Raw genomic sequence first — 26,723 nt, 5'->3', positions numbered from 1 at the left:
CGTGACCCGGGTCAGGCCAGCTTGATCTCGTCGCCGGAGACGGTGATCTTCGCGGCGGCCAGCGGCTGCGTGGCCGGTCCCTTCTTCACGCTGCCGTCCTCGGCGGAGAAGTGGCTGTTGTGACACGGGCAGACGATGACGCCGTCCGCGACGCTGCCCACCGTGCAGCCGCGGTGGGTGCACTTCGATGAGAACGCCTTGTAGGTGCCCGCCGCCGGCTGGGTGACGACCACGCCCTTGGCCTCGAAGACCTTGCCGCCCCCTTCGGGGATGTCCGAGGTCTTGGCCAGGGCGGTGCCGGCGGCCGAGCCGGAGCCGGCTCCGGCGCTCCCCGTGCTCCTGGAGCCACCTGTGTTCCCGGAGCCACCCGTGTTCCCGGTGTTCCCCGAGTCCGACGAGTCGTCACCCGCACCGCAGGCGGTCAGCGCGGCGGCGAGCCCGGCCGCTCCGGCCGCCGCCACGACGGTACGGCGGGCCGGTCCTGATTCGGGCGTGTGCGAGGCGCTGGTCATGTGGGCGTTCCCTTCCGCGGAGCTGTTCCCGATCCGTCCAGGGGTACGGCCCCCGGGCGGCACCCGTTCAGAGGGCGACCAGATCCTTGCCGTCCCCGCACGGACGGCCGAAGTAACCTGGGGCGATGCTCAAGGAAGTCACTGCGACCCGTTACATCACACCCCTGCGTGAGGGCGGCTCGATGCCGGGGCTCGTCGAGGCCGACGACTTCGGGACGTACGTCATGAAGTTCACCGGCGCGGGACAGGGCCGCAAGACGCTGGTCGCCGAGGTCGTGTGCGGCGAACTCGCCCGCAGGCTGGGCTTCCGGATGCCCCGCCTGGTCACCCTTCACCTGCACTCCGTGCTCGGCCTCGGCGAGCCCGAGCAGCAGGTGCAGGATCTGTTGAGGTCCAGCGACGGCACCAACCTCGGCATGGACTTCCTCTCCGGCGCCCTCGGCTACGACCCGCTCGCCTTCCCGGTGAGCCCGGCGGAGGCCGGCAGGATCGTCTGGTTCGACGCGATGATCAACAACGTGGACCGCTCCTGGCGCAACCCCAACCTCCTGGTGCACCGCGGTGAGCTGTGGCTCATCGACCACGGCGCCACGATGATCTGGCAGCACAACTGGCCCTCCGCACAAGCCTCGGCGGACCGCCCCTACGACGCCTCCGACCACGCCCTCGCCCGGTTCGGCCCGGACATCGCCGCCGCGGCGGCCGAACTGGCGCCGCTGGTCACCGAGGACCTGCTGGCCGAGGTCACCGCCGAGATCCCCGACGTCTGGCTCGCCGGGGAGCCCGGCTTCGACACCCCGGACGACCTGCGCCGGGCCTACGCCCGGCCCCTGCTGGCCCGCGCGGCCGTCATCGCCGAGCGCATCACCGGTATCGAGGAGGGAAAGTGAGCGAGCGCCACATCCACATGGCCGGTCATGTGACCGAGCGCCACATCACCCGGCCGGGCCAGGGCGGCGACCGGGACGTGTTCGAGTACGCGCTGCTGCGGGTCGTCCCCCGGATCGAGCGCGGCGAGTGCGTCAACGCGGGCGTGCTCCTGTACTGCCGCGCCCGGGCGTACGTCGGCGCCCGCACCCATCTGGACGAGGCCCGGCTGCTGGCCCTCGACCCGGGCGCCGACGTGGCCGGGGTACGGGCCGCGCTCGGTGCCGTGGAGCGCGTCTGCGCGGGCGGGGAGGGTGCCGGCCAGGCGGCCCACGACGACGCGGGGCGCCGGTTCCGCTGGCTGATCGCGCCGCGCTCCACGATCGTGCAGCCCGGTCCGGTGCACACGGGTCTGACCGCCGATCCGGTGGCCGAGACCGAGCGTCTGCTGGACCTCCTGGTGAGGTAATGGATCACACCGCCCCGGTGTCCCGTTGACACCGGGTGCCAGGGTCTCTAGCGTCACGGGTGCGGAAGGTACTAAGCGGTCGCTCACCGCATGACGGGTTCTCTCGAAGGACCGCACGGGTCCGCACGAAGAGGGCCAGACAGGTTCTCTCAAGGGCGAGGAGAAGCAGCACATGTCCACCACTGAACAGCGGGTCGCGGTAGTCACCGGTGGGGCGCGCGGCATCGGCGCCGCCACTGCCGTACGGCTGGCCGCCGAGGGCCGCGCGGTCGCCGTGATCGACCTGGACGAGGCCGCCTGCAAGGACACCGTGGAGCAGATCACGGCGGCCGGCGGCAAGGCGATCGCGGTCGGCGCGGACGTCTCCGACGAGGCGCAGGTCGAGGCGGCCGTGGCCCGGATCGTGGCGGAGCTGGGCGCCCCGACGATCCTGGTCAACAACGCGGGCGTGCTCCGCGACAACCTGCTGTTCAAGATGAGCGTCTCCGACTGGGACACCGTCCTGAACGTGCACCTGCGCGGCTCCTTCCTGATGACCAAGGCCGTGCAGAAGCACATGGTCGACGCGGGCTTCGGCCGGGTCGTCAACCTCTCCTCCTCCTCGGCGCTCGGCAACCGCGGCCAGGCCAACTACTCCGCCGCCAAGGCCGGTCTGCAGGGCTTCACCAAGACCCTCGCGATCGAGCTGGGCAAGTTCGGCATCACCGCCAACGCGGTCGCCCCGGGCTTCATCGCCACCGAGATGACCAAGGCCACCGCCGACCGCGTCGGCATGGGCTTCGACGACTTCAAGGCGGCCGCCGCCACCCAGATCCCGGTGCAGCGCGTCGGCGAGCCCGAGGACATCGCCAACGCCATCGCGTTCTTCACCGGTGAGGCGGCCGGCTTCGTCTCCGGCCAGGTGCTGTACGTCGCCGGCGGACCGCTGAACTAGGTCCTCGGGAACCCCGAGAACGCGGAGAACACGGAGAACGCGGAGAACACGGACATGACTGAACTTCCGGAGCCGTCCGGCAAGGTCGCCCTCGTCACGGGCGCCAGCCGCGGCATCGGCTACGGCGTCGCCGAGGCGCTGGTCGCCCGCGGCGACCGCGTGTGCATCACCGGCCGCAACGAGGACGCGCTGAAGGAGGCCGTCGAACGCCTCGGCGCGGACCGCGTCATCGGCGTCGCCGGCAAGGCCCACGACCTCGCCCACCAGAGCGAGGCCGTCGGGTGCACCATGGATGCCTTCGGCCGGCTCGACTTCCTCGTCAACAACGCGGGGACCAACCCGGTCTTCGGGCCCATCGCCGACCTCGACCTGGACGTCGCCCGCAAGGTCTTCGAGACCAACGTCGTCTCGGCGCTCGGCCTCGCCCAGAAGACCTGGCACGCCTGGCAGAAGGACAACGGCGGCGCGATCGTCAACATCGCCTCGATCGCGGGTCTCGCGCCCTCGCCGTTCATCGGCGCCTACGGCGTCAGCAAGGCCGCGATGATCAACCTGACCCAGCAGCTGGCGCACGAGTTCGCGCCGAAGGTGCGGGTCAACGCCATCGCCCCGGCCGTGGTGAAGACCAAGTTCGCCCAGGCGCTGTACGAGGGCCGCGAGACGGAGGCCGCCGCCTCCTACCCGCTGGGCCGGCTCGGCGTGCCCGCCGACATCGGCGGCGCGGCCGCGTTCCTCACCTCCACCCAGTCCGACTGGGTCACGGGGCAGACGCTCGTCGTGGACGGCGGTCTCTTCCTCAACGCCGGCGTGGGCTGACCGCCCTGTCCGTACGTCTCGTTCGGGCGCCGTTTCCCAGCGGAACGGCGCCCGAAACGCGCCTCAGGGAGCGCTCGGTGGAATGACAACGTAGTCATAGTTCAATCGATCAAGAAGTCCTGTTCCGGAGGAGGTTCGGGGAGCCAGACGCTGCGGTATGGTCTGCCGACCCTTGGTATGGCAGATCGAGGAGCGTGCGCGTGTTCAACCGGAACCGATTCCTGCGGAGAGTCGCGGCGATCGCGTCCATATCCCTGGTGGCCGGCTGCAGTCTGCTGTCCAACGGCGATCCCAACAGCAAAGGCCCGATCGTCGTGGGAACCACCAGCGCGCCGAGCACGCTGGACCCGGCCGGGGCCTGGGACGGGTCCTGGGAGCTGTACCGGAACATCTTCCAGACGCTCCTCGCCTACCCGAACGGTGCCACCACCCCGCAGCCGGACGCGGCCGAGAGCTGCTCGTTCACCGACAACGCCAGCCGCACCTACCGCTGCAAGCTGCGCGCGGGCATGAAGTTCGCCGACGGCGACGCGCTGAACGCCCAGGCCGTCCAGCACTCCATCGACCGCATCCGCACCATCAACGCGCCCGGCGGCCCCGCGGGACTCCTCGGCAGCCTGGACAAGGTCGAGGCGGTCGGCGACCTCGAGGTGGTCTTCCACCTCAACCAGTCCGACGCCACCTTCCCGTTCGTGCTGGCCACTCCGGCCATGTCGATCGTCGACCCCGACGACTACCCCTCCGACTCCCTGCGCAAGGACGGCACGGTCTTCGGTTCCGGGCCCTACAAGCTGGAGTCCTACGAGGAGGAGAAGCAGGCCGTCCTGGTCCGCAACGACCGGTACCGCGGCTTCGCCGACCGGCAGAACGACGCGGTGACGATCCGCTACTTCCACGACTCGTCCAGCATGGTCAAGGCGCTGCGCGACAAGCAGATCGACGTCACCTACCGAGGTCTGGCCGCCGACGACATCATCGATCTCCAGCGACAGGGCAATTCGGACCTCCAGCTCTTCGACGGCGCGGGCACCGACATCAGCTACCTGGTGTTCAACCCGAAGGACTCCTGGGCCAAGCAGCCCGCCGTCCGCAAGGCCGTCGCCCAGGTCGTCGACCGCGGAGCGATCGCGCACAAGGTCTACAAGGACACCGTGGACCCGCTCTACTCCATGGTCCCCAAGGGTCTGACCGCGCACACCACGTCGTTCTTCGACGACTTCGGCGACCCGAGCGTCGCCAAGGCCCGCCGGATCCTGTCCGACGCGGGCATCACCCAGCGCGTGCCGCTCACGTTCTGGTACACCACCGACCGCTACGGCTCCGAGACGGGCGTGATGTTCCAGGAGCTGAAGCGGCAGCTGGAGGCCTCCGGCCTGTTCAGCATCACCCTCAAGAGCCGCCCCTGGAAGACCTACGTGGTCGGCTACCAGAAGGGCGAGTACCCGGTGTTCGGCCGCGGCTGGTTCCCGGACTTCCCCGACGCCGACAACTTCATCGCCCCGTTCGTCGGCGACCACAACGCCCTCGGCACGCCCTACCCGTCCAAGCAGATCACCTCGGTGCTGCTGCCCCGTTCGCGCGCCCAGAGCAACCGCGCCAAGGTGGTGAAGGACCTGGAGGCGGCCCAGCAGCTCATGGTGAACGACGCCCGGCTGATCCCGCTGTGGCAGGGCCGGCAGTACGTGGCGGCCAGCGACGACATCTCCGGTGGTGAGCAGGCCCTCGACCCGTCGACGATCATGATGATGTGGGCGCTGCACCGCAAGACGAGCTGGTGATCCGGCCTCGCGGCAACGGTTGTCAGTGGTCGCCTGTAGGTTCGGAGAACTGGAAGTGACCGCACGCCGTAGTTGATCCACATCGTGAGGACGTTGACGTGACCGACATCGCCATGCTGCCCGAGTCCTGGCGCGGGGTTCTGGGTGACGAACTGCAGCAGCCCTACTTCAAGGAGCTGACCGAGTTCGTCGAGGAGGAGCGGGCGAAGGGCCCCGTCTACCCGCCGCGCGAGGAGGTCTTCGCCGCGCTGGACGCGACGCCGTACGAGCAGGTCAAGGTCCTCGTGCTGGGCCAGGACCCGTACCACGGCGCGGGCCAGGGCCACGGCCTGTGCTTCTCCGTCCGCCCGGGCGTGCGGACGCCGCCCTCGCTGCGGAACATCTACAAGGAGATGAAGGAGGAGCTGGGCCTGCCCGTCCCGGACAACGGCTATCTGATGCCGTGGGCCCGGCAGGGCGTGCTGCTGCTCAACGCGGTCCTCACCGTCCGGGAGGGCGAGGCCAACTCGCACAAGGGCAAGGGCTGGGAGAAGTTCACCGACGCCGTCATCCGCGCGGTGGCCTCGCGGCCCGACCCGGCGGTCTTCGTGCTGTGGGGCAACTACGCGCAGAAGAAGCTCCCGCTGATCGACGAGAGCCGGCACGTCGTGGTCAAGGGCGCGCACCCCTCGCCGCTGTCCGCGAAGAAGTTCTTCGGCTCCCGGCCGTTCACCCGGATCAACGAGGCGGTGGCCCTGCAGGGGCACGAGGCCATCGACTGGCGCATCCCCGACCTGGGCTGACCCGCGCCCACGGGGCCGCCTGCCGGGGATTCTCCGCGCCGCCGGTTAGCGTCGGGGCAGACGGCTGAGCAGACGGCCGACGACGGCCCGGAGGACGTGGTGGCGGAGCGACAGGAGCAGGCGGCACCGGACGCCGTGCTGACGCGGATCGGGCAGGTCGTGATGCTGCATCACGGCGGCGACCGTGAGGAGGCCCGGCACCGCTTCCTCCAGCTGTGGGCGGAGATCGGCGAGCACGGGGCCGCGCTGCACCGCTGCACCCTGGCCCACTACCTGGCCGACACCCAGGACGACCCGTCCGACGAACTGGCCTGGGACCTGCGGGCGTTGTCGGCGGCGGAGGAGCTGGCGGGCGACCGCTCGGCCGGTGACCCGCCGAGCGTCCGCGCCTTCCTGCCCTCCCTGCACCTCAACCTGGCCGCCGACTACGCCAAACTGGGCCGCGCCGAAGCCGCCCACAGCCATCTGCGCCGGGCCCGCCACGCCGCCGGTTCCCTCTCCGACGACGGCTACGGCGACGGAGTCTGGGCGGCGATCAGCCGCCTCGAATCCCGCCTGGGCGAGGACGACTCCCCGGGCGGCGACCACTGGAGCCCACCCCGCCAACGCCCCACCACCTGAACCGGGGCGCGGTGCGGCTTCACCGCTTGCCACGGCTGCACCCGCGACCGGCGGGTGAAGCCGCCGCGCCCCTCAGCCGGAGCCGCCGCGCCTGCGGCCTCGGCTGATGCCCCGCGCTCCTCGGCCCATCAGGCGAGGGTCCTGCACCGCTCGCAGGCGGCGGGGGTTCGTGGTCGTGTCCCCGCAGGCGCGGTCAACGGCCGTACGTCCGTTCGCAGATCACCGACTCCGGGCTGTCGCCGCGCCAGCCGCCGTACTTGCGGCCGAGGGCGCAGAGTTCCTCGGCGCCGCGTGCCGGGCGGGGCAGGGCCGGGGGGTCGGCCGGGCGCCGGTGTGCGGGTTCCGGGTGTGGCCGCGGGAGGGCGGGTGGCGCCGGCGGGCGGTGCGCGGCCGGTGGCGCGGGCTCCGCCCGGTGCGGGGCGGCCGGTGCGGTGCGGTGCGGGTGTCCGGACGGGCCGGCCATCTCCAGGGCCTCGCGGGCCGGTGCCTGCACCACCCGCGGCTGCGCGCTGCCGTCGGGCTGGGCCGCCGTGAGCCGCGAAGGCGCCGTGTCCGGCAGTGGTCCGGGGGTCGCCGGGCGCTGTACCGTCACACAGCCGGACAGGGCCGAGACGGCCACGGTGACCAGGAGCGCTGCGGTCGTCGTCGTTCGATGCACCCGGCAACTGTGCTGGTTCGGCGCCCCCCTTGGCACCGCGCACCGTACGCGGATGCCCCCGCACGGGTGATCTCCTGCCCCTAACGAAGGGCCCTGCCGCCCGGAAGGTGACGTTCCGGGTGCCGATGGCGCCGGGCTTCGGCGGCTTGTCCGGACGGCGGTCCCCGTATGCTGCCGGGGGAGTACGCGCACGCGAGCGGCAGGGGAGAGCACGTGAAGGTCGGCTGCATCGGACTCGGGGACATCGCGCAGAAGGCCTATCTGCCGGTGCTGGCCACCCAGCCGGGGATCGACCTGCACCTCCAGACCCGGACGCCCGCCACGCTGGAGCGGGTCGCGGACACGCTGCACCTGCCCGCGGGGCAGCGGCACACGAGCCTGGACGCGCTGCTGGACGCCGGTCTCGACGCCGCCTTCGTGCACGCGCCCACCGCCGTCCACCCGGAGATCGTCACGCGGCTGCTTCAGGCGGGCGTACCCACGTACGTCGACAAGCCGCTCGCCTACGAACTCGCCGACTCCGAGCGTCTGGTGACCCTGGCCGAGGAGCGCGGGGTGACGCTGTTCGTCGGCTTCAACCGCCGCCACGCCCCCGGCTACACGCAGTGCCTGGAGCACCCGCGCGAGCTGATCCTCATGCAGAAGAACCGGGTCGGGCTGCCCGAGGAGCCCCGCTCGATGATCCTCGACGACTTCATCCACGTCGTCGACACCCTGCGGTTCCTGGTGCCCGGCCCCGTCGACGACGTCACCGTGCGCGCCCGCACCGAGGGCGGCCTGCTGCACCACGTCGTGCTCCAGCTCGCCGGGGACGGCTTCACCGCGCTCGGGGTCATGAACCGGCTCAGCGGTTCCGCCGAGGAGATCCTGGAGGTCTCCGGGCAGGACACCAAGCGCCAGGTGCTCAACCTCGCCGAGGTCGTCGACCACAAGGGGCAGCCGACGCTGCGCCGGCGCGGCGACTGGGTGCCCGTGGCCCGGCAGCGCGGCATCGAGCAGGCGGTCCTCGCCTTCCTCGACGCCGTCCGCGCGGGCAAGGTGCTCAGCGCCCGGGACGCGCTGGCGACCCATGAGCTGTGCGAGCGGGTGGTACGAGCGGTTCCGCACCGCTCCGGCGCTGCCTGAGCGCCCGGATCCCCTCGGTCGCGCCCAGCCCGGCCAGCACCAGCAGCGCTCCGTGCACGGGCCAGTCGCCGTAGCGGACGTACGGCGTGACGCCGTGTGCGAGCGGGACGTCGTACACGCGGGCGGTGCTCGCGCCGATGCCGAGCCACGGGCCGAGGCGCCGGCCGTCCGGGCCGTAGACGGCGGACACGCCGGTCAGGGTCGAATGCACCATCGGACGGCCGGTCTCGGCGGCGCGCAGCGCGGCCAGCGACGCGTGCTGCTCGGGGGCCCAGCTGTGCTGGAAGGTCGAGGTGGAGGACTGGCCGAGGAGCACGTCCGCGCCGTCCTCGGCGAGATGGCGGCTCATGTCGGGGAACGCGGTCTCGAAGCACACCAGCGGGCCGACCCGCAGTCCGTGCCCGACGTGCATCACGACCTGCTCGGTGCCGCGCCGCCGGTCCTCGCCGGCCGCCTTGCCGACCGAGGTGGCCCAGCCGAGCACGGAGCGGGCGGGTATGTACTCGCCGAACGGGATCAGCCGCATCTTGTCGTAGCGCTGGCCGGTCGGGCCGTCGGGGCCGACGAGCACCGAACTCTTGTAGATGCCGGGCCGGTCGGCCCGCCGGGCGTCCACGTTCACCAGCACGTCGGCGCCCGTCTCCCGGGACAGCGCGGCGATCCGCCGGGCCAGGTCGGGCCGCTGCCCCAGGTCGAAGCCGACGCTGGACTCGCCCCAGACCACCAGGTCGACGTCCTGCCCGGCCAGCCGCCGGGTCAGCCGCTCCTCCCGGTCGAACCGCTTCTCGGCGCTGGCGTGCCCGTCCACCACGCCCGGCTGCACCACGGCGATCCGCACCCCGCCGTCGACGTCCGGGCGCGGCGCCCACACCCAGGCGGCCGAGGTCGCCGCCGCCGTGGCCACCAGGGAGGCCACCGCGGGCACCCGGGCCTCCCGCACCGACACCAGCACCGCGACCGTGACGTTCACCGCCACCACCAGGAAGCTGAGCAGCCACACCCCGCCCACCGACGCCAGCCGCAGCGCCGGGCCGACCTGCCACTGGCTGGAGCCGAGCATGCCCCAGGGCCCGCCGAGGCCCTGCCAGGAGCGGACCAGTTCCACCGCCAGCCACGCCGACGGCAGCACCAGCAGCGCGGCCGCGGCCCGCCCCGGCGACGGCGTCCCGCCGAGATACCGGCGGGTCAGCCAGCCCCAGGGCATCCACAGCGCACTCAGCAGCCCGGCGATCAGGAAGATGAACACGTGCAGGCTGGGCAGCAGCCAGTGGTGCATGGCGATCATGTAGCCGAAGCCGCCGCACCAGCCGTCGTACGCCGCACGCCGCCCGGTCGGCGCCGAGCGCGCCAGCAGGATCCAGGGCACCAGCGCCACGTACGCGAACCACCACAGCGACGGCGCGGGGAAGGCGAGCACGGGCAGCGCGCCCGCGACGGCGACGGCGCACGAGCGCCGCCACGGGGAGGTGAGCCAGCGGTCGATCGTCCTCATGGAGGTCTCCCTACCCAGCGCTCTCTACAGTGTGCGCGCCGGGAGCGATCTCCGACAGAGGGCGCCGGGAGCTGGCGGGGCTCACCCGGGCACGGCCGCCGGGCCGCGCTCCGGCATCCGGCGCCACCTCTCCTCCACCGCGACCCGCCGCAGCCGCCAGCCCTCAGCGGTGCGCAGCAGCCCGAACGCGTACCGGCCGCCGCACACCAGATCGGGCGCGCCGGAGCCGCCGTCGCCGGCGAACCGCATCGGGTTGAGGTAGTCGGCACGCACCTGGGCCGTGTCCCCGGTGTCGTGCTCCAGAATCCCGAACCGCACCTGCCGGTTGACGATCAGGTGCTGCCGCATCGCGAACGGCTCCAGGCTCCCCGCGAGCCATCCGGCCACCTGGCCGGCCTCCCCCTCGATGCCGCCGGCGGACCGGTAGTCGGCCCGCCCGTCCGCCGTGAACAGCTCTCGGTAGGCCGCCCAGTCACCGTCGTCCACGGCCACCGCGTACTCGGTGACCACCTCGTCCACGGCCAGCCGGTCCATCACGGTGGCGAGCTCCATGCGCTGCGTCATCGGCACAGTGTTGGCCACCGGGGCCCAGGTGCCAAGAGGGCCGACGGACTTCGGGTGCGCCGGCGCGCCGCGGCGAGGGGTTACTCGACCTCGATTCCGTAGTCGTTGACGAGTTCCTCCAGGCCGCCCGGATAGCCCTTGCCGCCGAGGACGAAGTCCCAGTCGCCGTTCGACCGGCGGCGGAAGGAGCCGAGCACCAGGGCGGTCTCCTGGGGCCGGCCGTCGGAGACCGCGAGTGTGCCGAGTTCGTTCAGCCCGGGATCGAGGAGCCGGATGCACGCGTCCGTGAAGCCGGCGAGGTCGGCGTGCGGATCGGCCTCGGGGTCGATGGCCGCCACGAGGACGAAGCGGTCGGCCTCGTCCGGCAGCGCGTCGAAGGAGACGCAGATCGCCGCCTTGTCGGGGCCGCGGGCGGGCACGGCGCGCACGCTGCCGTCCGGGGTCCGCGGGTTGTTGTAGAAGACGAAGTGCTCGTCGCTGAGGACCCGGTTCCCGCGGCAGACGAGGGCGCACACGTCCAGGGCGACGCTTCCCGTCCACGACATGCCGAGGACGTTGTAGTCGTCGGGCAGCCGGAGGTCCGGCACCGTGGCGGTCGGCGCCGGGGTCCGCGCCCCGGAGCGGCGGGCGCCCTCGCCGAGGCAGCCACGGAGCCCGTGGCGGTGCAGCAGGTCGACGAGTTCCGGACCCGAGATCAGTTCCAGCGGCTTGCCGTTGGCGAAGGTGTGCGAGCCGGGGCCGAACCGGGACGTCGTCACGAGGACGCCCTTGTTGGCGCCGGCGTCCTGCACGGTCCCGTACAGGTCGCGCACGGCGGTGGGCGGCACGGTGTTGCGGTAGCGCTTCACCTGGACGACGATCTTGCCGCCCCGGATCGGCGCGGGATCGAGAGCGTCGACGTCCACCCCGCCGTCGTTCGAGCGCTGGGTGGTGACGGCCTGCATGCCCATGGCCCGGAAGAGCTCGGCGACGAGGTTCTCGAAGGCGATCGGGTCCATCTCGTACAGGTCGGGTTCCTCGTCGCCGCCGTGCGCGACGACGCGGTTTCCGACCTGCTGCGGACGGCGGTTCGGCCGGACCGGCGTGAGCTGGTCGGGACGGGCCGAGAGCTGCCCGTGCAGCGCGTCGGCCAGGCAGCTGCAGGCGTCCACCTGGGCCAGGTGCAGGCCGCGGAACGTGGCGCGCGGGGCCATCACGGTCGCCAGGACGATGTGGTCGGGGCGGCCCGTCGTCGGGTCGTGCCCGTCCACGAACCCGTTCACCGTCACCGACTCCAGCGCGCCCGGTTCGTCCGCGGCGAAGAGCTCGTGCAGCACGAGCAGCAGGCACTGGGCGAGGACCTCCCGGTACAGGGCCCTGCGCTGGGTCACCGGCCGGGCCGTCTCCTTGTGCTGGTCCACCCCGTACACGTAGCGCACGGACTTGGCCTCGGGGACGACGTCGAAGGCGGGCAGCTCCCAGTCCAGCACCAGCCCTCCGGCCGCCGCGTCGTAGGCCGCCGCCACCTGGCGGGGGAAGTCCTCCGGCCACGCGGTCGAGGCGTAGAGGGCGGCGGAGAAGTACTCGACCACGGCGTCCGGGTCGCGGCGCCGCACGCCCTCGGTCAGCTCACCGACGGAGGCGTTGTGCCGGCGCACCTCGGCCAGCTGGGCGTCGGCCCACTGCTGGTACTCGCGCTGGTAGGCGGCCAGTTGCTGCTGCCGCCGCGTCTCCGCGGCCTGGGCGGCGTACCAGTCGTGCTCGAAGCGCGCCCGGGCCTCGGCCTGCGCCTGGCCCCGGCGGCCGGCGGTCCAGCCGCTCTGCGCCTGGTAGTGCTCGGCGTTCGGCATCGGCACGGGCTGCGCCAGCGGTCCCGGGGCGAACGGCTGCACCTCTTCGGGGCGCGTGAGGGAGGACGCCCGGAAGGCGGGTGCACGGCAGCCCGCGGCGAGGAGCCCCTGCAACGACGCGACCTGCGCGTCCAGTTCCTCCGTGCGGCGCAGCGCCTCCGCCTGCATGTACTCGCGGTGGCTCTGGGCGGCCCGCCGTTCGTAGGCACGGGCCTGCTGCGCCTCTTGTCTGCGTCGCCTGGCGTCGGCCTCCACCTGGCGCTGCTGCTGCCTCTGCATCTCAGCCCAGACGCCGACCATGCCACCAGAACGACGACTCATGCGTGGATGCCCTCCCCGAGGCGCGCGCTGGTTGTCCCCACAACCAGTTTCGACCCGACAACTCTAGCCAGTGATGGCCATGTCATGAATCGCCCGGCGGGAGATCACGACGGGGATGTGCCCGCGTGTCCGCGGTCGCGGGCCGCCCGGCCGTGACCGGACGGGGCCGGGCCCCGGTGGACAGGGGCCGGGCGCCGGTGGGTCCGTGGAGTCAGGCCGCCTCGATGACCGCCGCGCGGATCGCCTCGGCCCACTCGACCACCAACAGCTCGTACTCCGAGCGTTCCTGGGCCGACAGGGTGCCGCCCGCACGCAGCCACAGCGCCCGGATCTGCTCGTTCACCTCGGCGGCCGACCGCACGGAACCAGGGAGGAGGGAATCGGGGGACATGCGGACAAGCCTAGGGGCAAGCACTGACACAGCGCTACCGCGTGGCTACGCAGAACGTATGGGGTTGGTCACCGCCGTGACGAGGGTCCGACGGGAGTCGTGCCAGCCCAGCGGGCATATGCCTGCCAGGATTGCTGGTCCGTGGATGGCCGAAACGGGGGTGCGGGAGCGGAGTACGGGCGGCCGGCCCGCGTCAGCTCGCCGACTCGGCCGCGTGCGGGCTGAGGACGCCCGCCGTCACCAGCGCGATGATGACGATGCCGAGGACGACGCGGTACCAGACGAACGGCATGAAGCTCTTGTGGGAGATCCACTTCATGAACCATGCGATCACCGCGTATCCCGACGCGAAGGCGATGCCCGTGGCGAACAGGGTCGGGCCCCACGCCACGTCCCCGCCGCCCACGGAGTCCTTCACCTCGAAGACGCCGGACGCGAGGACGGCCGGGACGGCGAGCAGGAAGGAGTAACGGGCCGCCGCTTCACGCCGGTAGCCCATGAAGAGGCCGCCGCTGATCGTCGCGCCGGAGCGGGAGACGCCGGGGACGAGGGCGCACGCCTGGCAGAGGCCGAAGACCAGGCCGTCCCTGACGCCCAGGTTCTCCAGCGTCTTGCGCTGCTTGGGCGCCCGGTGCCGGCCGCCGTTCTCGTCGCGCGCGGCCAGTCGGTCCGCGACGCCGATGACCACGCCGACGACCACGAGCATCGTCGCCGTGACCCGCAGGTCGCGGAACGGCCCCTCGATCTGGTCCTTGAGCGTCACGCCCAGCACGCCGATCGGGATCGAGCCGACGATCACCAGCCAGCCCATCTGCGCGTCGTGGTCCCGCCGCATCGCCTTGTCGAACAGTGACCGGAACCAGGCCGAGAGGATCCGTCCGATGTCCGTGCGGAAGTAGATGAGGACGGCGGCCTCGGTGCCTATCTGCGTGATCGCGGTGAAGGCCGCGCCGGGGTCCTCCCACCCCGAGAACGCCGCCGTGAGCCGCAGGTGCGCGCTGGAGGAGACGGGCAGGAACTCGGTCAGCCCCTGGACGAGCCCGAGGACGAGGGATTCGAACCAAGACATGGGGGGATGGCGTCCAAGTGCGGAGAGGTAAAGGAATGACCAAATGACCAGTGCAGCGTAGCGGGCTCCGCGAGTGGCGCGCACACAGGGGTGGGGCGGACCCGGACGCCTCCCGCCGGTCCGCCGGACGCGCCGCACCGGCGTGGGACTCGGGTGGGCCTCAGACCGCCGTAGGGCCCGACACCGTCCAGCCCGGCGCCTGCGGATGGGCCGTCAGGTCCTCGTGGCGCACCGTGGCGCCGCAGGCGGAGCAGGTGACCCGCGGGACCAGTTCGTGGCCGCAGACGTGCTCGACGACCATGGGCAGGTCGGTGCCCTGGCGCAGGTGGCGGTCGCCCCACTCCTTGAGCGTCATCAGGACCGGCTCCAGTTCGAGGCCGGCCTGGGTGGGCCGGTACTCGAAGCGCTGCGGGCGTTCGCTGTAGACGCGCTTGGTGAGGATGCCCGCCTCGACGAGCCGGCGCAGCCGGGCGGCCAGGACGTCGCGCGGGGCGCCGATGTTGCGCACCAGCTGGTCGAAGCGGCCGTTGCCGAGGCAGACCTCCCGCAGGACGAGCAGGGAGTACTTCTCGCCGACCAGGGCGAGGGCGTCGGCGATGGAGCAGGGGCGCGGGTCCTTCGGAGCGGCCATGCGGCCCATTCTAGGGGAGGGTTTGATTTTCCAACTAACGGGGCTATGGTGAGTCCAGATTTCCTACTCACTGGTAATCGTGCCGACCGGACCGGTCCCGCCGGCGGCCAAGGAGGCCCGCACCATGCGCGACGCAGTCATCGTCGAAGCCGTACGCACCCCCATCGGCAAGGGCAGGCCGAACGGCTCCCTCGCCCACGTCCACCCCGTGCAGCTCCTCGCCCACACGCTGCGCGCCCTGGTCGAGCGCTCCGGCGTCGACCCGGCGCTGGTCGACGACGTCATCGGCGGAACCGTCGACCAGGTCGGCGAGCAGGCCATGAACACCACCCGCTACGCCCTCCTCGCGGCCGGTTTCCCCGAGACGGTCCCGGCGACCACCGTCGACCGCCAGTGCGGCTCCTCCCAGCAGGCCGTGCACTTCGCCGCGCAGGGCGTCGTCTCGGGCGCGTACGACCTGGTCGTCGCGTGCGGCGTGGAGTCGATGAGCCGGGTGCCGATGTGGTCCAACGTGCCCGAGGGCAAGGACCCGTTCGGCCCGGGCGTCGCCGAGCGCTACCCGGAGGGCCTGGTCCCGCAGGGCATCAGCGCCGAACTGATCGCCGCGAAGTGGTCGCTCACGCGCGCGCGGATGGACGAGTTCGCGGTCTCCTCGCACCACAAGGCCGCGGCCGCGTGGGAGTCCGGGCTGTTCGACGCCGAGGTCGCGCCGCTGGACGGCGTCGCCCGGGACGAATGCGTACGGCCCGGCACCACCCCGGAGATCCTGGCCGGACTCCGGCCCGCGTACCACGACCCCGCCTTCGCCGAGCGCTTCCCGCAGATCGAGTGGAACGTCACCGCCGGCAACGCGAGCCCGGTGAACGACGGCGCCTCCGCCGTGCTGATCACCTCGAGCGAGACGGCGGCCCGGCTCGGCCTGCGCCCGCTCGCCCGGCTGCACAGCTTCGCGGTCACCGGCTCCGACCCGCTGCTCATGCTCACCGGTGTCGTCCCCGCCACCGAGAAGGTGCTGCGCCGGGCCGGCCTGTCCCTGGGCGACATCGACCTCTTCGAGGTCAACGAGGCGTTCGCGAGCGTGGTCCTCGCCTGGCAGCAGGAGACCGGCGCCGACCTCGCCCGGGTCAACGTGCACGGCGGCGCCATCGCCCTCGGCCACCCGCTCGGCGCCAGCGGCACCCGGCTGACCACCACCCTGGTCCACGCCATGCGCGAGCGCGGCGCCCGCTACGCCCTGCAGACCATGTGCGAGGCGGGCGGCCTCGCCAACGCGATGATCCTGGAAGGCGTCTGACGGTTCAGTGAGCCCGCAGGTGGTGGCGCTTGCGCCAGGCCACCACCGATCCCACCAGCGCGGGTACGGCGATGGCGGCCATCGCGATCAGGAAGGCGGGCGAGGTCGGCGCCGAGGCACGGGCGCCGGCCACCGCGTAGGCGGCCGTGTTGGGGATCGAACCGAGCGCCGTGGCCAGCAGGAACGGCAGCCAGCCCATCCTGGAGACGGCGGCGCAGTAGTTGGCCGCCCAGAACGGCACGCCCGGGAACAGCCGCGCCAGCAGCATCGAACGGAAGCCGTGCCGGCTCAGCTGCCCGTCGGCCGCCTTCAGCCAGCGGCCCCGCAGCAGCGGGCGCAGCGCGTCCTGCCCCAGCACCCGGCCGAGCCCGAAGGCCACCCCGGCCCCGAGCACCGTGCCGGCCAGCGCCGTGCCGAGACCCCACTGCGACCCGAACAGCGCGCCGGCCGCGAGGTTGAGCAGCGGGCGTGGCACGAACGCCACCGTGCACAGCCCGTACGCCGCGGCGAACACCAGCGCGGCCGCGGCCCCGCCGAGCTGCGGCGGCCAGCCGTGCGTCAGCAGCCGCTGGGGCTCGAACGCCAGCACACAGCCGGCCGCGGCCCCGAGCAGGGCGAGCAGCAGCGACAGCCGGGCGTACGGCGACAGGGCCGCGCGCGTGCAGCGGGCGGCGAACCCCGTGCGGCGCACGGACGGGACGGACCCGGTCGTCCGGGCGGTCGGCTCCGTGGCGGCGGCCGGGGGAGAGGCCGTGGCGGTGCCGGAGCGGTTGGCGGCGAGCATCCGGTGACAGTAACCGACTCCGGCGTGTGATCGCCGTGAGGTGTGACGCACGACCGTCCCGCCACGGCGGTGGCGGGACGGCCGGCTCTCACGCGGCGAGCGCGTGACCCGGGTGCAGGACGACCTTGGTGTAGCCCTCGATCCGCTTGTCGAACTTCTCGTACGCCTGGGGCGCCTGGTCGAGCGGCAGTTCGTGCGAGACCACGAAGCTGGGCTTGGCCCGCCCGGCGATGATCAGGTCGCGCAACTGGCGGTTGTACCGCTTGACGTTGCACTGACCGGTGCCCATCTGCTGGCCCTTCTCGAACATCTTGCCGATGGAGACCAGCAGCTGACCGTGCTTGGCGTGCTCGTCGGGACCGCCCGGGTCGGAGGGCACGTACAGCCCCGGCACGCCCAGCATGCCCGTGGGACGCACGGTCATGACCAGCGCGTTCAGGACGACGGCGGGTTCCTCGTGGCTGGCGTCGTGCGCCTGGGCCTGGTAGCCGACCGCGTCCACGCCCTTGTCGGTCCCCTCGCCTCCCGTCTGTTCCTTGATCTGCTCCGCCGGGTCGCCCTGCGTGAAGTCGATCGGGATGGCCCCGATCTCCTCGGCCTTCGCGAGCCGCTCGGGCACCCGGTCGACGGAGAAGACCTTCGCCGCGCCACGCAGCAGCGCGGAGTAGGCGGCCATCAGCCCCACCGGCCCGGCGCCGTAGACGGCCACGCTCTCGCCGGGGGACACCTGGGCGAGTTCGCAGCCGTGGTAGCCGGTCGGGAAGATGTCGGCGAGCAGCACGAAGTCGGTCTCGAACTCGTCGCCCGGCGGCAGCTTCAGGCAGTTGAAGTCGGCGAACGGCACCCGCAGCAGCTCCGCCTGGCCGCCCTTGTACGGCCCCATCGCCACATAGCCGTAGGCGCCGCCGGCGAAGCCGGGGTTCACCGTCAGGCAGAAGCCGGTCTTGCCGGCGAGACAGTTCTTGCAGAATCCGCACGCGACGTTGAAGGGCATCACGACGCGGTCGCCCACGGACAGGGAGGCCACACCGCTGCCGATCTCCTCGATGATGCCGAGGTTCTCGTGTCCGAAGACGATGCCCGACTCGGCCGCCGTGCGGCCTTCGTACATGTGCAGGTCCGAGCCGCATATCGCGGTCGACGTGACCCGTACGAGCACATCGTTGGGATGCTGGATCTGGGGATCCGACACATCCTTCACCGTCACACTGAAGGGCTCTTCGTAGACGACGGCTTTCACCTTCTGTCACCTCCGCGTCGAGCGCTTGACGACGGCGGCGAGGGGGCCGCTGGAGGGCGCACGGGAGGGCGCGGGCCCTCGGACCGTGCCGTGGCCCCATGCGCTCGCTTCACCGCCGTACTTCCAGGTAACGCCCGTACGGGAGGGGTCGCAACCCGCGTCCCCGAGGCCCGCGCGGACCTTTTGGACAGGCATCGGCGCCCTGCCGCATCAAATGCCAGTTCGATTCTTCGTGGCCCGCCGGTCCACTGCCGAACGTATGGTTCGTGTCATGACCGTCACCGGCGCGGCCCCGCCGCACGTCCCGCGCAGCGTCCTCGCCGACGCCGTGCTGGACCGGCTCACCGCCACCTACTCCGCGGCGGCCGATCCGGAGCGCGCCGGTGCGATGCGGGCGTACATGAAGGACGTGGCACCGTTCCTCGGCATCCCCACCCCGGACCGCCGGGCCCTGTCCCGTGCCGTCCTGGCCGGCACGCCGCGGCCCGGCGAGGCCGACTGCGCCGCGATCGCCCTGCGCTGCTGGCGGCTGCCCGAGCGTGAGTACCAGTACTTCGCCGTCGACTACCTGCGCCGGCACGCGGCCCGCTGCTCCTCCGCCTTCCTGCCCGTCGCCCGGCACCTGGTCACCACCGTCCCCTGGTGGGACACCGTCGACCTGCTCGCCGCGCACGTCGTCGGCGCCCTGGTCGCGGCCGATCCCGCGCTCGCGGCCCGGATGGACGTCTGGATCACCGACGACGGCCTCTGGGCCGTCCGCACGGCCCTGCTGCACCAGCTCCGCCACAAGGAACGCACCGACACCGAGCGGCTGTTCGCCTACTGCCTGCTGCAGTCAGGGCACCAGGACTTCTTCGTCCGCAAGGCCATCGGCTGGGCTCTGCGCGAGTACGCCAAGACCGACGCCGGGGCCGTACGCCGGTTCCTGGCCCAGGAACGGGGCAGGTTCGCCCCGCTGACCGTCCGCGAGGCGCTGAAGAACATCGGCCCCTGACGGGCGGCACGGCCCGCTGACGGGCGGCAGGGCTCCCCGGAAAACCATTCGACGCCGGGCGGCCCTTCGGCGATGATCGTCGCCATGTTCCGGTACGCCTTCCTCCTCGCAGCATCCGCCGTCGCGGATGCGCCGAAGGCTGCCGTCCCGATCCTCGCGGCCGCTGTCGACGGCGCCCGAAGCTGACCCTCTCCGGAACGTCCGGCGGACCCCGCAGGGGGAGGGTCGGCCGGTTCCCGGGGTCCCGCGTTCCCGTACGACCGGAGAGGCTCCGAGGTACAGCCATGTCCAAAACGGCCTACGTACGCACCAAGCCGCACCTGAACATCGGCACCATGGGTCACGTCGACCACGGCAAGACCACCCTGACCGCCGCCATCACCAAGGTCCTGGCCGGGCGCGGCACCGGCACCTTCGTGCCGTTCGACCGCATCGACCGGGCGCCGGAGGAGGCCGCCCGCGGCATCACCATCAACATCGCGCACCTCGAGTACGAGACCGACACCCGGCACTACGCGCACGTCGACATGCCCGGGCACGCCGACTACGTCAAGAACATGGTCACCGGGGCCGCGCAGCTCGACGGGGCGATCCTCGTCGTCTCCGCGCTCGACGGGATCATGCCGCAGACCGCCGAGCACGTGCTGCTCGCCCGGCAGGTGGGTGTCGACCACATCGTCGTCGCCCTCAACAAGGCCGACGCCGTCGACGACGGCGAGGACGCCGTCCTGGCCGACCTGGTCGAGCTTGAGGTCCGCGACCTGCTGACCGCGCAGGGCTATCCCGGGGACGCCGTGCCCGTCGTACGGGTCTCCGGGCTGCGGGCCCTGGAGGGCGACCCGCGCTGGACGGCGTCGATCGAGGCGCTGCTCGACGCGGTGGACACCTACGTGCCCATGCCCGAGCGGTACCTGGACGCGCCCTTCCTGCTGCCGGTGGAGAACGTGCTCACGATCACCGGCCGCGGCACGGTCGTCACGGGCGCCGTCGAGCGAGGGACGCTCCGCCTGGGGGACCGGGTCGCCGTGCTCGGCGCCGACGTGGAGAGCGTGGTCACCGGTCTGGAGACCTTCGGCAAGCCGATGACGGAGGCGCAGGCCGGGGACAACGTGGCGCTGCTGCTGCGCGGTGTGCCCCGGGGCGCGGTCCGGCGCGGGCACGTCGTCGCGGCGCCGGGCAGCGTGGTCCCCAGCCGGCGGTTCTCGGCCCGGGTCTACCTGCTGTCCGGGAAGGAGGGCGGCCGCACGACCCCCGTCGCCTCCGGCTACCGGCCGCAGTTCTACATCCGCACCGCTGACGTCGTGGGCGACATCGAACTCACCACGGCGCCGGTCGCCCGCCCCGGCCAGACGGTCGAGATGACCGTCGAACTGGGGCGCGAGGTCCCCCTGGAGCCGGGCCTCGGCTTCGCCATCCGCGAGGGCGGCAGGACGGTGGGGGCGGGGACGGTGCTGACGGTGGGGGAGTAGGGGCCGGGAGCGCGGGGCGCGGGTTATGCGGTGCGGGGTGCGGGGTGCCGGGTGCCGGATGCCGTCTCCCGGCGTCCGGAGCTGGGCCCGGTTCCCGTGCCGTCCTGCGGCCCCGGGCTCTCGTCGAGCGGTGGACAGCAGCGGACTGCGGGCCGCGGGCCGTGTGTCGCCTCTTGCCCTCTGGGAGGCGCCCGCGCCCGGGCCGCCGCCGGGGTCCGGGCCTGCGGGTCACCCCCGGGCCGGGGGTGCGTCTGTGGCGTCCCGCCTGCAGCCGTGCGGAGGCGTTCGTGCGTCTGCCCCCTGCTGTTGAGGGGTGGGGAAGGCCGCGTGTCGTGTCCAGGCGTCCCGGGCCGGTACCCGTGTCCTGTGCCGCCGTGCGGGGCCGGGCCCGGGTTCGGTCCTGAGCCCGGGGCCGGGCCCCCGGCGTCTCGTGCTGCCGTAGGAGTCCGGAGCCGCCCCGCGTCCGCCCCCGCCGCCCGGCGGCAACCCCGCGCGGTCCCCGGCCCGGGGTGCCGGGGACAATGAGGGGGTGAGTGAAGCCATGCCTGTGACCCGGGGCGTCGATCACGGGACTGCCAAGCTGATGCCGGACGTCGACCGGGAGCGGGCCTGGCTGCTCACCGTGGACGGGGCGCCGCAGTCGTACGTCGATCTCGACGAGCCCGCGCACCTGGAGTTCGAGTACACGCGGCGGCTCGGGTACGTGCTCGACACCGTCGCCGCGGACGGGCGGCCGCTGGACGTGGTGCACCTCGGCGGGGGAGCGCTGACCCTGCCGCGCTACCTCGCCGCCACCCGGCCGGGGTCGCGGCAGGACGTGGTCGAGGCCGACCGGGGGTTGCTGGAACTGGTCACGGAGCACCTGCCGCTGCCGGAGGGCTCGGGAGTCGTCCTGCACGCCGCCGACGCGCGGGCCTGGCTGGAGGCCGCGCCGGACGACTCGACGGACGTGCTGATCGCCGACGTGTTCGGCGGCTCACGGGTCCCGGCCCACCTCACCTCGCTCGGCTACGCGCGGGAGGCCGAACGCGTCCTGCGCCCCGACGGGGTCTATCTGGCCAACCTCGCCGACGCCGCGCCGTTCGCCTTCCTGCGCTCCCAACTGGCCGCCTTCGCCGCGCTGTTCGACCACCTCGCGCTGATCGCCGAGCCGGGCGTGCTGCGCGGCCGGCGGTTCGGCAACGCCGTGCTCGTGGCCTCGCACCGGCCGCTCGACACGGCCGCCGTGGCCCGGCGCACGGCCGCCGACGTCTTCCCCGCCCGCATCGAACACGGCCCGGCACTCAGGGAGTTCATCGGTGCGGCCCGGCCGGTCGCGGACGCCGAGGCCGTACCCTCACCCGAGCCCCCCGACGGCGCTTTCGGCATCGGCTGACGAGAGCGGGGTGACGGCCGCCCGCGTGGTGGGCACAGACATCAACGCGCCTCGCGAGCAGAGCCCCTGACGCCACGCGGTTCGCACCACAGGCGCACCGGATCGAGCGGGGAACCACGGGAAACCACGGGGAAAGCGGTCTGGCCCGGCAAGGCCTCACCATGAATGTTCGCGCAGGCCAGCGCCCACAGCGCCAGGCGCTACGACGTCTGCTGGAAGATGTCGCCGACGGTCTTTCCTGTGGTCGTTGCCCCGGCCTCGACGAACCATTCCGTGCCGAGCAGCCACCCGAAGACGGGGGCCGGAAGACGAACCAGCATCCTCATCAGGGGAGCAAGCCGGCCAGTCCCCGATACCTCTGAGCGATGCGCGGCAAGTGCCGCCTGTTTCTGCCCGGCGAACCCACGGACATCGATCGTGTGAGTGATGGCCGCGCGCGGGCTGTAGGCGGTGCGCAGCGCGTCCGCGTCGAACCGGAACGGGATCCTCAGCAGGCGGACCAGTTTCGTCAGACGGTCCACGACATCGCGCGGCATAGTCGCCTCCAACACGCGAGGAACCCTGGCCAACTCGGCGGCACGCTTGCCGACCTCGTGCACCTTGACGTGATCGCGGTGGCCGTATCCACCGTTGGCGTCGTAGCTGAGGAGCAGCTCTGCGCACTCCTCGCGGAGGACGGCGGCCAGCCGCTCGGCCGCTTCCTCGGTGTCCGCCCGGACAAAGCGAGCGCGGTCCGGTGGATCCGGATAGAGGATCGCGCCGTGTCCGCTGTTTGCGTATCCCAGGTGCACCACGCGTGCCACGCCCAGCACGGCCGCACTCGCACGGAGTTCGCCCAGGCGCGGCGCCTCACCCTGCGGGGCAGCGTCCATCAGGCCATCCGTGGCCACCACGATCACCACGCGGTGCCCATGGGCCGCGACCCGAGCGAGGGTGCCACCCGTCAGCAATACCTCATCGTCCGGATGCGCGTGGAATGCCAGGACGGTTGCCATGGACCCATCCTGAACCACGGCGCTCATCGGTGTCTCATGCCCCATCCACATGGTCCGCCGGACGGGACCCATGCACCCGAAGACGATGAGCGCCCCGTAGACCGCCCACAGCCAGGCCCTGCGGTGCGCCGCCCGTCGCCGGATCAGCGCCTCCACCTCCGGTCGGCGCGCCCACGCCATGCCGCGGTACGGGGCACCGACGGCCAGCAGACCGGCGACCTCGGCCGGCGGGTTGTCCAGCTGCCAGTCGTCGAAGTGCGGCAGGAGGAGGCGCCGGCCCTCGGTGTCGTAGAGGTAGGCGAGCCGGCGGCGGGCGGAACCCATGGCGTTCGGAACGGGCTCGGCGCGGATGTCGTAGATGGCGGACGGCATGGCGCTGGTGTCCACCGCTGTTCTCCCCACCCGATGCGCACGACACATGCGCGACTGGGGAGAGGACAGGGAGGGCCGGCTCGGCCGGGCCCGACGTCCGAGGTGTTCCGGCCCGCCGTCGTCACGGGGGCCGGAACACCGGGCGGCTCAGTCGTTCGTCGGGGTGCCGTGCAGCCGGATCGTGCCGAGCACCTTCAGGACGGTCGCCTTGGAGACCTCGCCCTTGACGCCGGTGGCCCCGTAGAAGTCGAACGACACGTAGTTGTGCAGCGAGTTCTGGAAGCCGAACGTCAGCGACTGCCCGTCGGAGGCGCACTTGCCCTTGTGCGGGGTGTCGGTCGACCGGGCCCAGGCGTAGCTGCCCTCGATCCCCGACGTGGTCGTGAAGGACGTGGCCTTCTTGTCCCACGTGATGCTCTTCTTGTCCGGCATGGTGTACGCGCCGTACACCCACCAGGGCGCGGTGTTGACCGCGATCTCGTCCGTGTTCTTGGCGCCGCTCGCGCCCTTGGTGCCCACGACCGCCAGCGGAGTGTCCTCGGTACGGCCGTCCTTGTCGTCGTCGGACGTACACCACTTGGACTTGTACTCGGCCAGGCCCGACATCGTGATCCCCTTGTCCTTCTCGGACTTCGGGAAGTCGAAGTTGACCGCGAGACCGGTGGCCTGCACCTCCCACTCCGGCGGCACGTCGAAGGCGACTCCCCACTTGGGGTTCACCACGACCTTCCAGCCGGCGATCGTCGGCTTGTCCGTGTCCCCGCCGCGCGGGTCGTCGTCGGAAGCGGACGCGCTCGGGCTGGACGACGACGAGGCCGGGCTGCTCGGCTTGTCCGCCTCGTCCTTCTTGTCCTTGCCGCCCAGGACCAGGAACCCGGTCACGCCCGCGGCCACCACCACGGCCGCGGCCGCCACGATCGCGACGACCTTCGTGCGGTTCCCGCCACCGCCACCACCGCCGGCCGGCGAGGGCTGCGGGGCGCCCGCGGGCGTCGGCGCGCCCCACTGCGGCTGCTGCTGGGCGTACGGGCCCGGCTGCTGGTAACCGGGCTGCTGGGGTCCGGGCTGCTGATAGCCGGGCTGCTGATACGGATTCGGCTGCTGGTACCCCGGCTGCTGGTACGGGTTCTGCTGCGGGTTGTGCTGCGGGTTCTGCTCGCCCCCGGGCGGCTGCTGTCCTGGCCACATGGGCGCCCACACTAGCGGCGCCGCGGAAACGATTCGGTCACCGGGCCTCGTCAGGGCTGCAGCGGACCGGGCCCCGCTCTGGCCAGGCCCGGCTACTCGTGAGTAACATGACGGCATGAGCGCAGACCAGATGTCGATCGGCGACATGCTCGCCGCCACCGTGCCCATGGCCCGGACGCTGAACCTGGAGTTCCTCGAGACCTCCCCGGACCGGGCCGTGGTGTCCCTGCCGGACCAGGACGCCTACCACAACCACGTGGGAGGCCCGCACGCCGGCGCGATGTTCACGCTCGGCGAGTCGGCCAGCGGCGCCATCGTGCTGGCCGCGTTCGGTGACCAGCTCGCGCGCGCCGTGCCGCTCGCCGTGCGCGCCGAGATCGCCTACAAGAAGCTCGCCATGGGCGCCGTCACGGCGACCGCGACGCTGGGCCGCCCGGCCGCCGACGTCGTGGCCGAACTGGACGCGGGGCAGCGGCCCGAGTTCCCCGTGGCGATCGAGATCCGGCGCGCGGACGGAGCCGTGACCGGCGAGATGACCGTCGTGTGGACCCTGCGTCCCAACGGCTGAGCGGACGGCCGCGGTCCGGGGCCGGGCCGTACGGGGGAGGGCGAAGGGGTCCGGCCGGGCCCCATTCCGCTGTGCTCCGCCGCCGGTTCAGGCGGCCCGGCGGCCTTCCCGCGCGGTGATCCCTTCGACGGCGGTCTCGCGGTCGCCGTCGCGGTCGCCGTCGCGGTCACCGTCGCTTTCGCCGTCGAGGTCCGCCACGAAGTCCCGGAGCCACCGAGCGAACGCGGGGCCGAGGTCCGGGCGGGCGCAGGCCAGCCGCACCACCGTCCGCAGGTAGTCGGCCTTGTCGCCGGTGTCGTAGCGCAGTCCGTCGAACACGACTCCGTGCACCGTGCCGGCGGCGGCGAGCTCCTGGAGGGCGTCGGTGAGCTGGATCTCGCCGCCGCGCCCGGGCGCAGTGCGCTCCAGGACGCCGAAGACGGCGGGGTCGAGGACGTAGCGCCCGATCACCGCGTAGCGGCTCGGCGCCTGCCCGGGGGCCGGCTTCTCGACCAGGCCCGTGACCCGTACGACCCCCTCCTCCCCGTCTTCGGCGGGTTCGACCGCCGCGCAGCCGTAGAGGCCGATCAGCTCCGGCTCCACCTCCATCAGCGCCACCACGCTGCCCGCGTACCGGTCGCGGACGTCCAGCATGCGGCTGAGCAGGGTCTCGCGCGGATCGATCAGATCGTCCCCGAGCAGCACGGCGAAGGGCTGGTCCCCGACGTGGTGGCGGGCGCACAGTACGGCGTGCCCGAGCCCGAGCGGGTCCCCCTGGCGGATGTGGTGGATGTCGGCGAGCCGCGCGGGATCGCGCACGGCGTCCAGACGCACGGTGTCGCCCTTGGCCGCCAGCGCCTGCTCCAGCTCGAAGGCGTGGTCGAAGTGGTCCTCGATGGCCCGTTTGTGCCGGCCGGTGACCATCAGGATGTCGACGAGCCCGGCCGCGGCGGCCTCCTCCACGACGTACTGGATGGCCGGCTTGTCGACGACGGGCAGCATCTCCTTCGGAGTCGCCTTGGTCGCGGGCAGGAACCGGGTGCCGAGCCCGGCGGCCGGGACGACCGCCTTGCGCACCGGACGGGCGGCGGCGGGGGCTGGAGCGGGAACGGAGGCGGAGGCAGGGGCGGGGCGAGGGGCGGGAGTGGTGGCGAGGGCCGCCGGGGCGTGGGGGACGATCATGCGGTCATGCTGCGGCACGTCCATGAGAGCCCGCCGGGAGAAACGTGGGAACCGGCTGTGGAGCAACGCCGGGGAGCCGAGCGGGCAGAACGCAGGGGGCCGAGCGGCAGAGGCGGATTGCGTGCACCGAACGGCCTTTCCGTGCACGACTGTCGACCGTTCTGCGACCGTCGCATCACTTCGCGTGTGCATACCGCTGGTAACCATTGCCGGTTCTCCGGGATTTGAGGCCGGGTCATTCGGTCGCCTTGTTTCCCGTGAGTAGCCTGTGCCAGGGTGAGCCCTCCCGTGAGGAGGCGAAGGCCGGGACCGTGCGACACCGAACGGCGAGGTCAAGGCCCCTCTGGTACGCACCAATCAGGCGCTGCATTCCCGCCGGACGGCATTTCGGAAGCCGTTCCGCGGATGGAAAGGACATGGTGCT

26 protein-coding genes are annotated in these 26,723 nt (G+C 72.3%); 13 read left to right on the top strand and 13 right to left on the bottom strand.

All coding sequences use genetic code 11. The features are described 5' to 3' along the window. Positions 1–11 precede the first annotated feature (11 nt). Positions 12–512, bottom strand: coding sequence for a Rieske (2Fe-2S) protein (locus tag B446_RS06875; RefSeq protein ID WP_043474936.1), 501 nt, complete (start codon positions 510–512; stop codon positions 12–14). 125 nt (positions 513–637) lie between these two features. Between B446_RS06875 and B446_RS06870 the strand changes: the two genes are divergently transcribed. The 7 genes from B446_RS06870 to B446_RS06840 all read left to right on the top strand — a co-directional run bounded on the left by B446_RS06870 (position 638) and on the right by B446_RS06840 (position 6,779). Then, positions 638–1,402: a HipA family kinase gene (locus tag B446_RS06870; protein ID WP_020938698.1), complete on the top strand. Its 765-nt coding sequence runs from the start codon at positions 638–640 to the stop codon at positions 1,400–1,402. Continuing rightward, positions 1,399–1,848 (top strand): DUF3037 domain-containing protein, encoded by a 450-nt coding sequence (locus tag B446_RS06865; RefSeq protein ID WP_020938697.1) that lies wholly within the window; start codon positions 1,399–1,401, stop codon positions 1,846–1,848. The genes B446_RS06870 and B446_RS06865 overlap by 4 nt, the downstream gene beginning before the upstream one ends. Before the next feature lie 172 nt (positions 1,849–2,020). Beyond that, entirely contained in the window at positions 2,021–2,782 is a 762-nt protein-coding gene (gene fabG, locus B446_RS06860) for a 3-oxoacyl-ACP reductase FabG (RefSeq protein ID WP_020938696.1), read from the top strand. A 54-nt stretch (positions 2,783–2,836) separates the two neighbouring features. Beyond that, positions 2,837–3,598 carry an SDR family oxidoreductase gene (locus B446_RS06855; RefSeq protein ID WP_020938695.1) on the top strand — a complete coding sequence of 254 codons (762 nt, stop codon included), beginning with the start codon at positions 2,837–2,839 and terminating at the stop codon, positions 3,596–3,598. 200 nt (positions 3,599–3,798) lie between these two features. After that, positions 3,799–5,376, top strand: coding sequence for an ABC transporter substrate-binding protein (locus B446_RS06850; protein ID WP_020938694.1), 1,578 nt, complete (start codon positions 3,799–3,801; stop codon positions 5,374–5,376). Positions 5,377–5,474: 98 nt separating this feature from the next. Then, positions 5,475–6,158 carry a uracil-DNA glycosylase gene (locus B446_RS06845; protein WP_020938693.1) on the top strand — a complete coding sequence of 228 codons (684 nt, stop codon included), beginning with the start codon at positions 5,475–5,477 and terminating at the stop codon, positions 6,156–6,158. Between the two features lie 99 nt (positions 6,159–6,257). Next, positions 6,258–6,779, top strand: coding sequence for a hypothetical protein (locus B446_RS06840; protein ID WP_020938692.1), 522 nt, complete (start codon positions 6,258–6,260; stop codon positions 6,777–6,779). A 193-nt stretch (positions 6,780–6,972) separates the two neighbouring features. Here the strand turns inward: B446_RS06840 and B446_RS06835 are convergent, their stop codons facing one another. Next, entirely contained in the window at positions 6,973–7,437 is a 465-nt protein-coding gene (locus B446_RS06835; RefSeq protein WP_043474932.1) for a hypothetical protein, read from the bottom strand. Between the two features lie 213 nt (positions 7,438–7,650). Between B446_RS06835 and B446_RS06830 the strand changes: the two genes are divergently transcribed. Next, positions 7,651–8,562: a Gfo/Idh/MocA family protein gene (locus B446_RS06830; protein ID WP_043477834.1), complete on the top strand. Its 912-nt coding sequence runs from the start codon at positions 7,651–7,653 to the stop codon at positions 8,560–8,562. Here the strand turns inward: B446_RS06830 and lnt are convergent. The 6 genes from lnt to B446_RS06800 all read right to left on the bottom strand — a co-directional run bounded on the left by lnt (position 8,480) and on the right by B446_RS06800 (position 14,859). After that, positions 8,480–10,054 (bottom strand): apolipoprotein N-acyltransferase, encoded by a 1,575-nt coding sequence (gene lnt / locus B446_RS06825; RefSeq protein ID WP_020938689.1) that lies wholly within the window; start codon positions 10,052–10,054, stop codon positions 8,480–8,482. The two genes, B446_RS06830 and lnt, sit on opposite strands and share 83 nt — an antisense overlap. Before the next feature lie 81 nt (positions 10,055–10,135). Continuing rightward, the gene (locus B446_RS06820; protein WP_043474929.1) at positions 10,136–10,618 is read right to left on the bottom strand and encodes a nuclear transport factor 2 family protein; all 483 of its coding nucleotides are present in this window, start codon (positions 10,616–10,618) and stop codon (positions 10,136–10,138) included. Positions 10,619–10,698: 80 nt separating this feature from the next. Continuing rightward, positions 10,699–12,768, bottom strand: coding sequence for a restriction endonuclease (locus B446_RS06815; protein WP_193384433.1), 2,070 nt, complete (start codon positions 12,766–12,768; stop codon positions 10,699–10,701). A 211-nt stretch (positions 12,769–12,979) separates the two neighbouring features. Then, on the bottom strand, positions 12,980–13,159 hold the full coding sequence (locus tag B446_RS06810; protein WP_043474925.1) for a hypothetical protein: 180 nt from the start codon (positions 13,157–13,159) through the stop codon (positions 12,980–12,982). 193 nt (positions 13,160–13,352) lie between these two features. After that, a complete protein-coding gene (locus B446_RS06805) occupies positions 13,353–14,228 on the bottom strand; it encodes an undecaprenyl-diphosphate phosphatase (protein WP_020938685.1) in 876 nt (291 codons plus the stop codon). A 160-nt stretch (positions 14,229–14,388) separates the two neighbouring features. Beyond that, the gene (locus B446_RS06800) at positions 14,389–14,859 is read right to left on the bottom strand and encodes a winged helix-turn-helix transcriptional regulator (protein ID WP_020938684.1); all 471 of its coding nucleotides are present in this window, start codon (positions 14,857–14,859) and stop codon (positions 14,389–14,391) included. A 124-nt stretch (positions 14,860–14,983) separates the two neighbouring features. Between B446_RS06800 and B446_RS06795 the strand changes: the two genes are divergently transcribed. Further along, complete coding sequence (locus B446_RS06795; protein ID WP_020938683.1) at positions 14,984–16,153, top strand: thiolase family protein; 1,170 nt, start codon at positions 14,984–14,986, stop codon at positions 16,151–16,153. Positions 16,154–16,157: 4 nt separating this feature from the next. Here B446_RS06795 and B446_RS06790 read toward each other — a convergent pair whose 3' ends face one another. Further along, entirely contained in the window at positions 16,158–16,937 is a 780-nt protein-coding gene (locus B446_RS06790; RefSeq protein ID WP_020938682.1) for a TVP38/TMEM64 family protein, read from the bottom strand. A gap of 88 nt (positions 16,938–17,025) precedes the next feature. Further along, positions 17,026–18,177: a glutathione-independent formaldehyde dehydrogenase gene (locus tag B446_RS06785; protein ID WP_020938681.1), complete on the bottom strand. Its 1,152-nt coding sequence runs from the start codon at positions 18,175–18,177 to the stop codon at positions 17,026–17,028. Between the two features lie 271 nt (positions 18,178–18,448). Here B446_RS06785 and B446_RS06780 point away from each other — a divergent pair, with 271 nt between their 5' ends. The 3 genes from B446_RS06780 to B446_RS06770 all read left to right on the top strand — a co-directional run bounded on the left by B446_RS06780 (position 18,449) and on the right by B446_RS06770 (position 22,015). Beyond that, positions 18,449–19,171 carry a DNA alkylation repair protein gene (locus B446_RS06780; protein WP_020938680.1) on the top strand — a complete coding sequence of 241 codons (723 nt, stop codon included), beginning with the start codon at positions 18,449–18,451 and terminating at the stop codon, positions 19,169–19,171. 284 nt (positions 19,172–19,455) lie between these two features. Further along, entirely contained in the window at positions 19,456–20,640 is a 1,185-nt protein-coding gene (gene tuf / locus B446_RS06775) for an elongation factor Tu (protein WP_020938678.1), read from the top strand. Between the two features lie 529 nt (positions 20,641–21,169). Beyond that, positions 21,170–22,015 carry a spermidine synthase gene (locus tag B446_RS06770; RefSeq protein WP_020938677.1) on the top strand — a complete coding sequence of 282 codons (846 nt, stop codon included), beginning with the start codon at positions 21,170–21,172 and terminating at the stop codon, positions 22,013–22,015. A 200-nt stretch (positions 22,016–22,215) separates the two neighbouring features. On the opposite strand, the gene B446_RS06765 is transcribed toward B446_RS06770, so the two are convergent. After that, complete coding sequence (locus B446_RS06765) at positions 22,216–23,397, bottom strand: PIG-L deacetylase family protein (RefSeq protein ID WP_020938676.1); 1,182 nt, start codon at positions 23,395–23,397, stop codon at positions 22,216–22,218. 132 nt (positions 23,398–23,529) lie between these two features. Beyond that, the gene (locus tag B446_RS06760) at positions 23,530–24,570 is read right to left on the bottom strand and encodes a lipase chaperone (protein WP_020938675.1); all 1,041 of its coding nucleotides are present in this window, start codon (positions 24,568–24,570) and stop codon (positions 23,530–23,532) included. Between the two features lie 115 nt (positions 24,571–24,685). On the opposite strand from B446_RS06760, the gene B446_RS06755 reads away from it, so the two are divergent. Next, the gene (locus B446_RS06755; protein WP_193384432.1) at positions 24,686–25,138 is read left to right on the top strand and encodes a DUF4442 domain-containing protein; all 453 of its coding nucleotides are present in this window, start codon (positions 24,686–24,688) and stop codon (positions 25,136–25,138) included. An 87-nt stretch (positions 25,139–25,225) separates the two neighbouring features. Here B446_RS06755 and galU read toward each other — a convergent pair whose 3' ends face one another. Then, a complete protein-coding gene (galU, locus tag B446_RS06750; RefSeq protein WP_052352132.1) occupies positions 25,226–26,299 on the bottom strand; it encodes a UTP--glucose-1-phosphate uridylyltransferase GalU in 1,074 nt (357 codons plus the stop codon). Between the last annotated feature and the right edge of the window lie 424 nt (positions 26,300–26,723).

It is taken from the genome of Streptomyces collinus Tu 365, assembly GCF_000444875.1.
Taxonomy (GTDB): domain Bacteria; phylum Actinomycetota; class Actinomycetes; order Streptomycetales; family Streptomycetaceae; genus Streptomyces; species Streptomyces collinus_A.
This window is presented reverse-complemented; position numbering and strand designations above follow the sequence as displayed.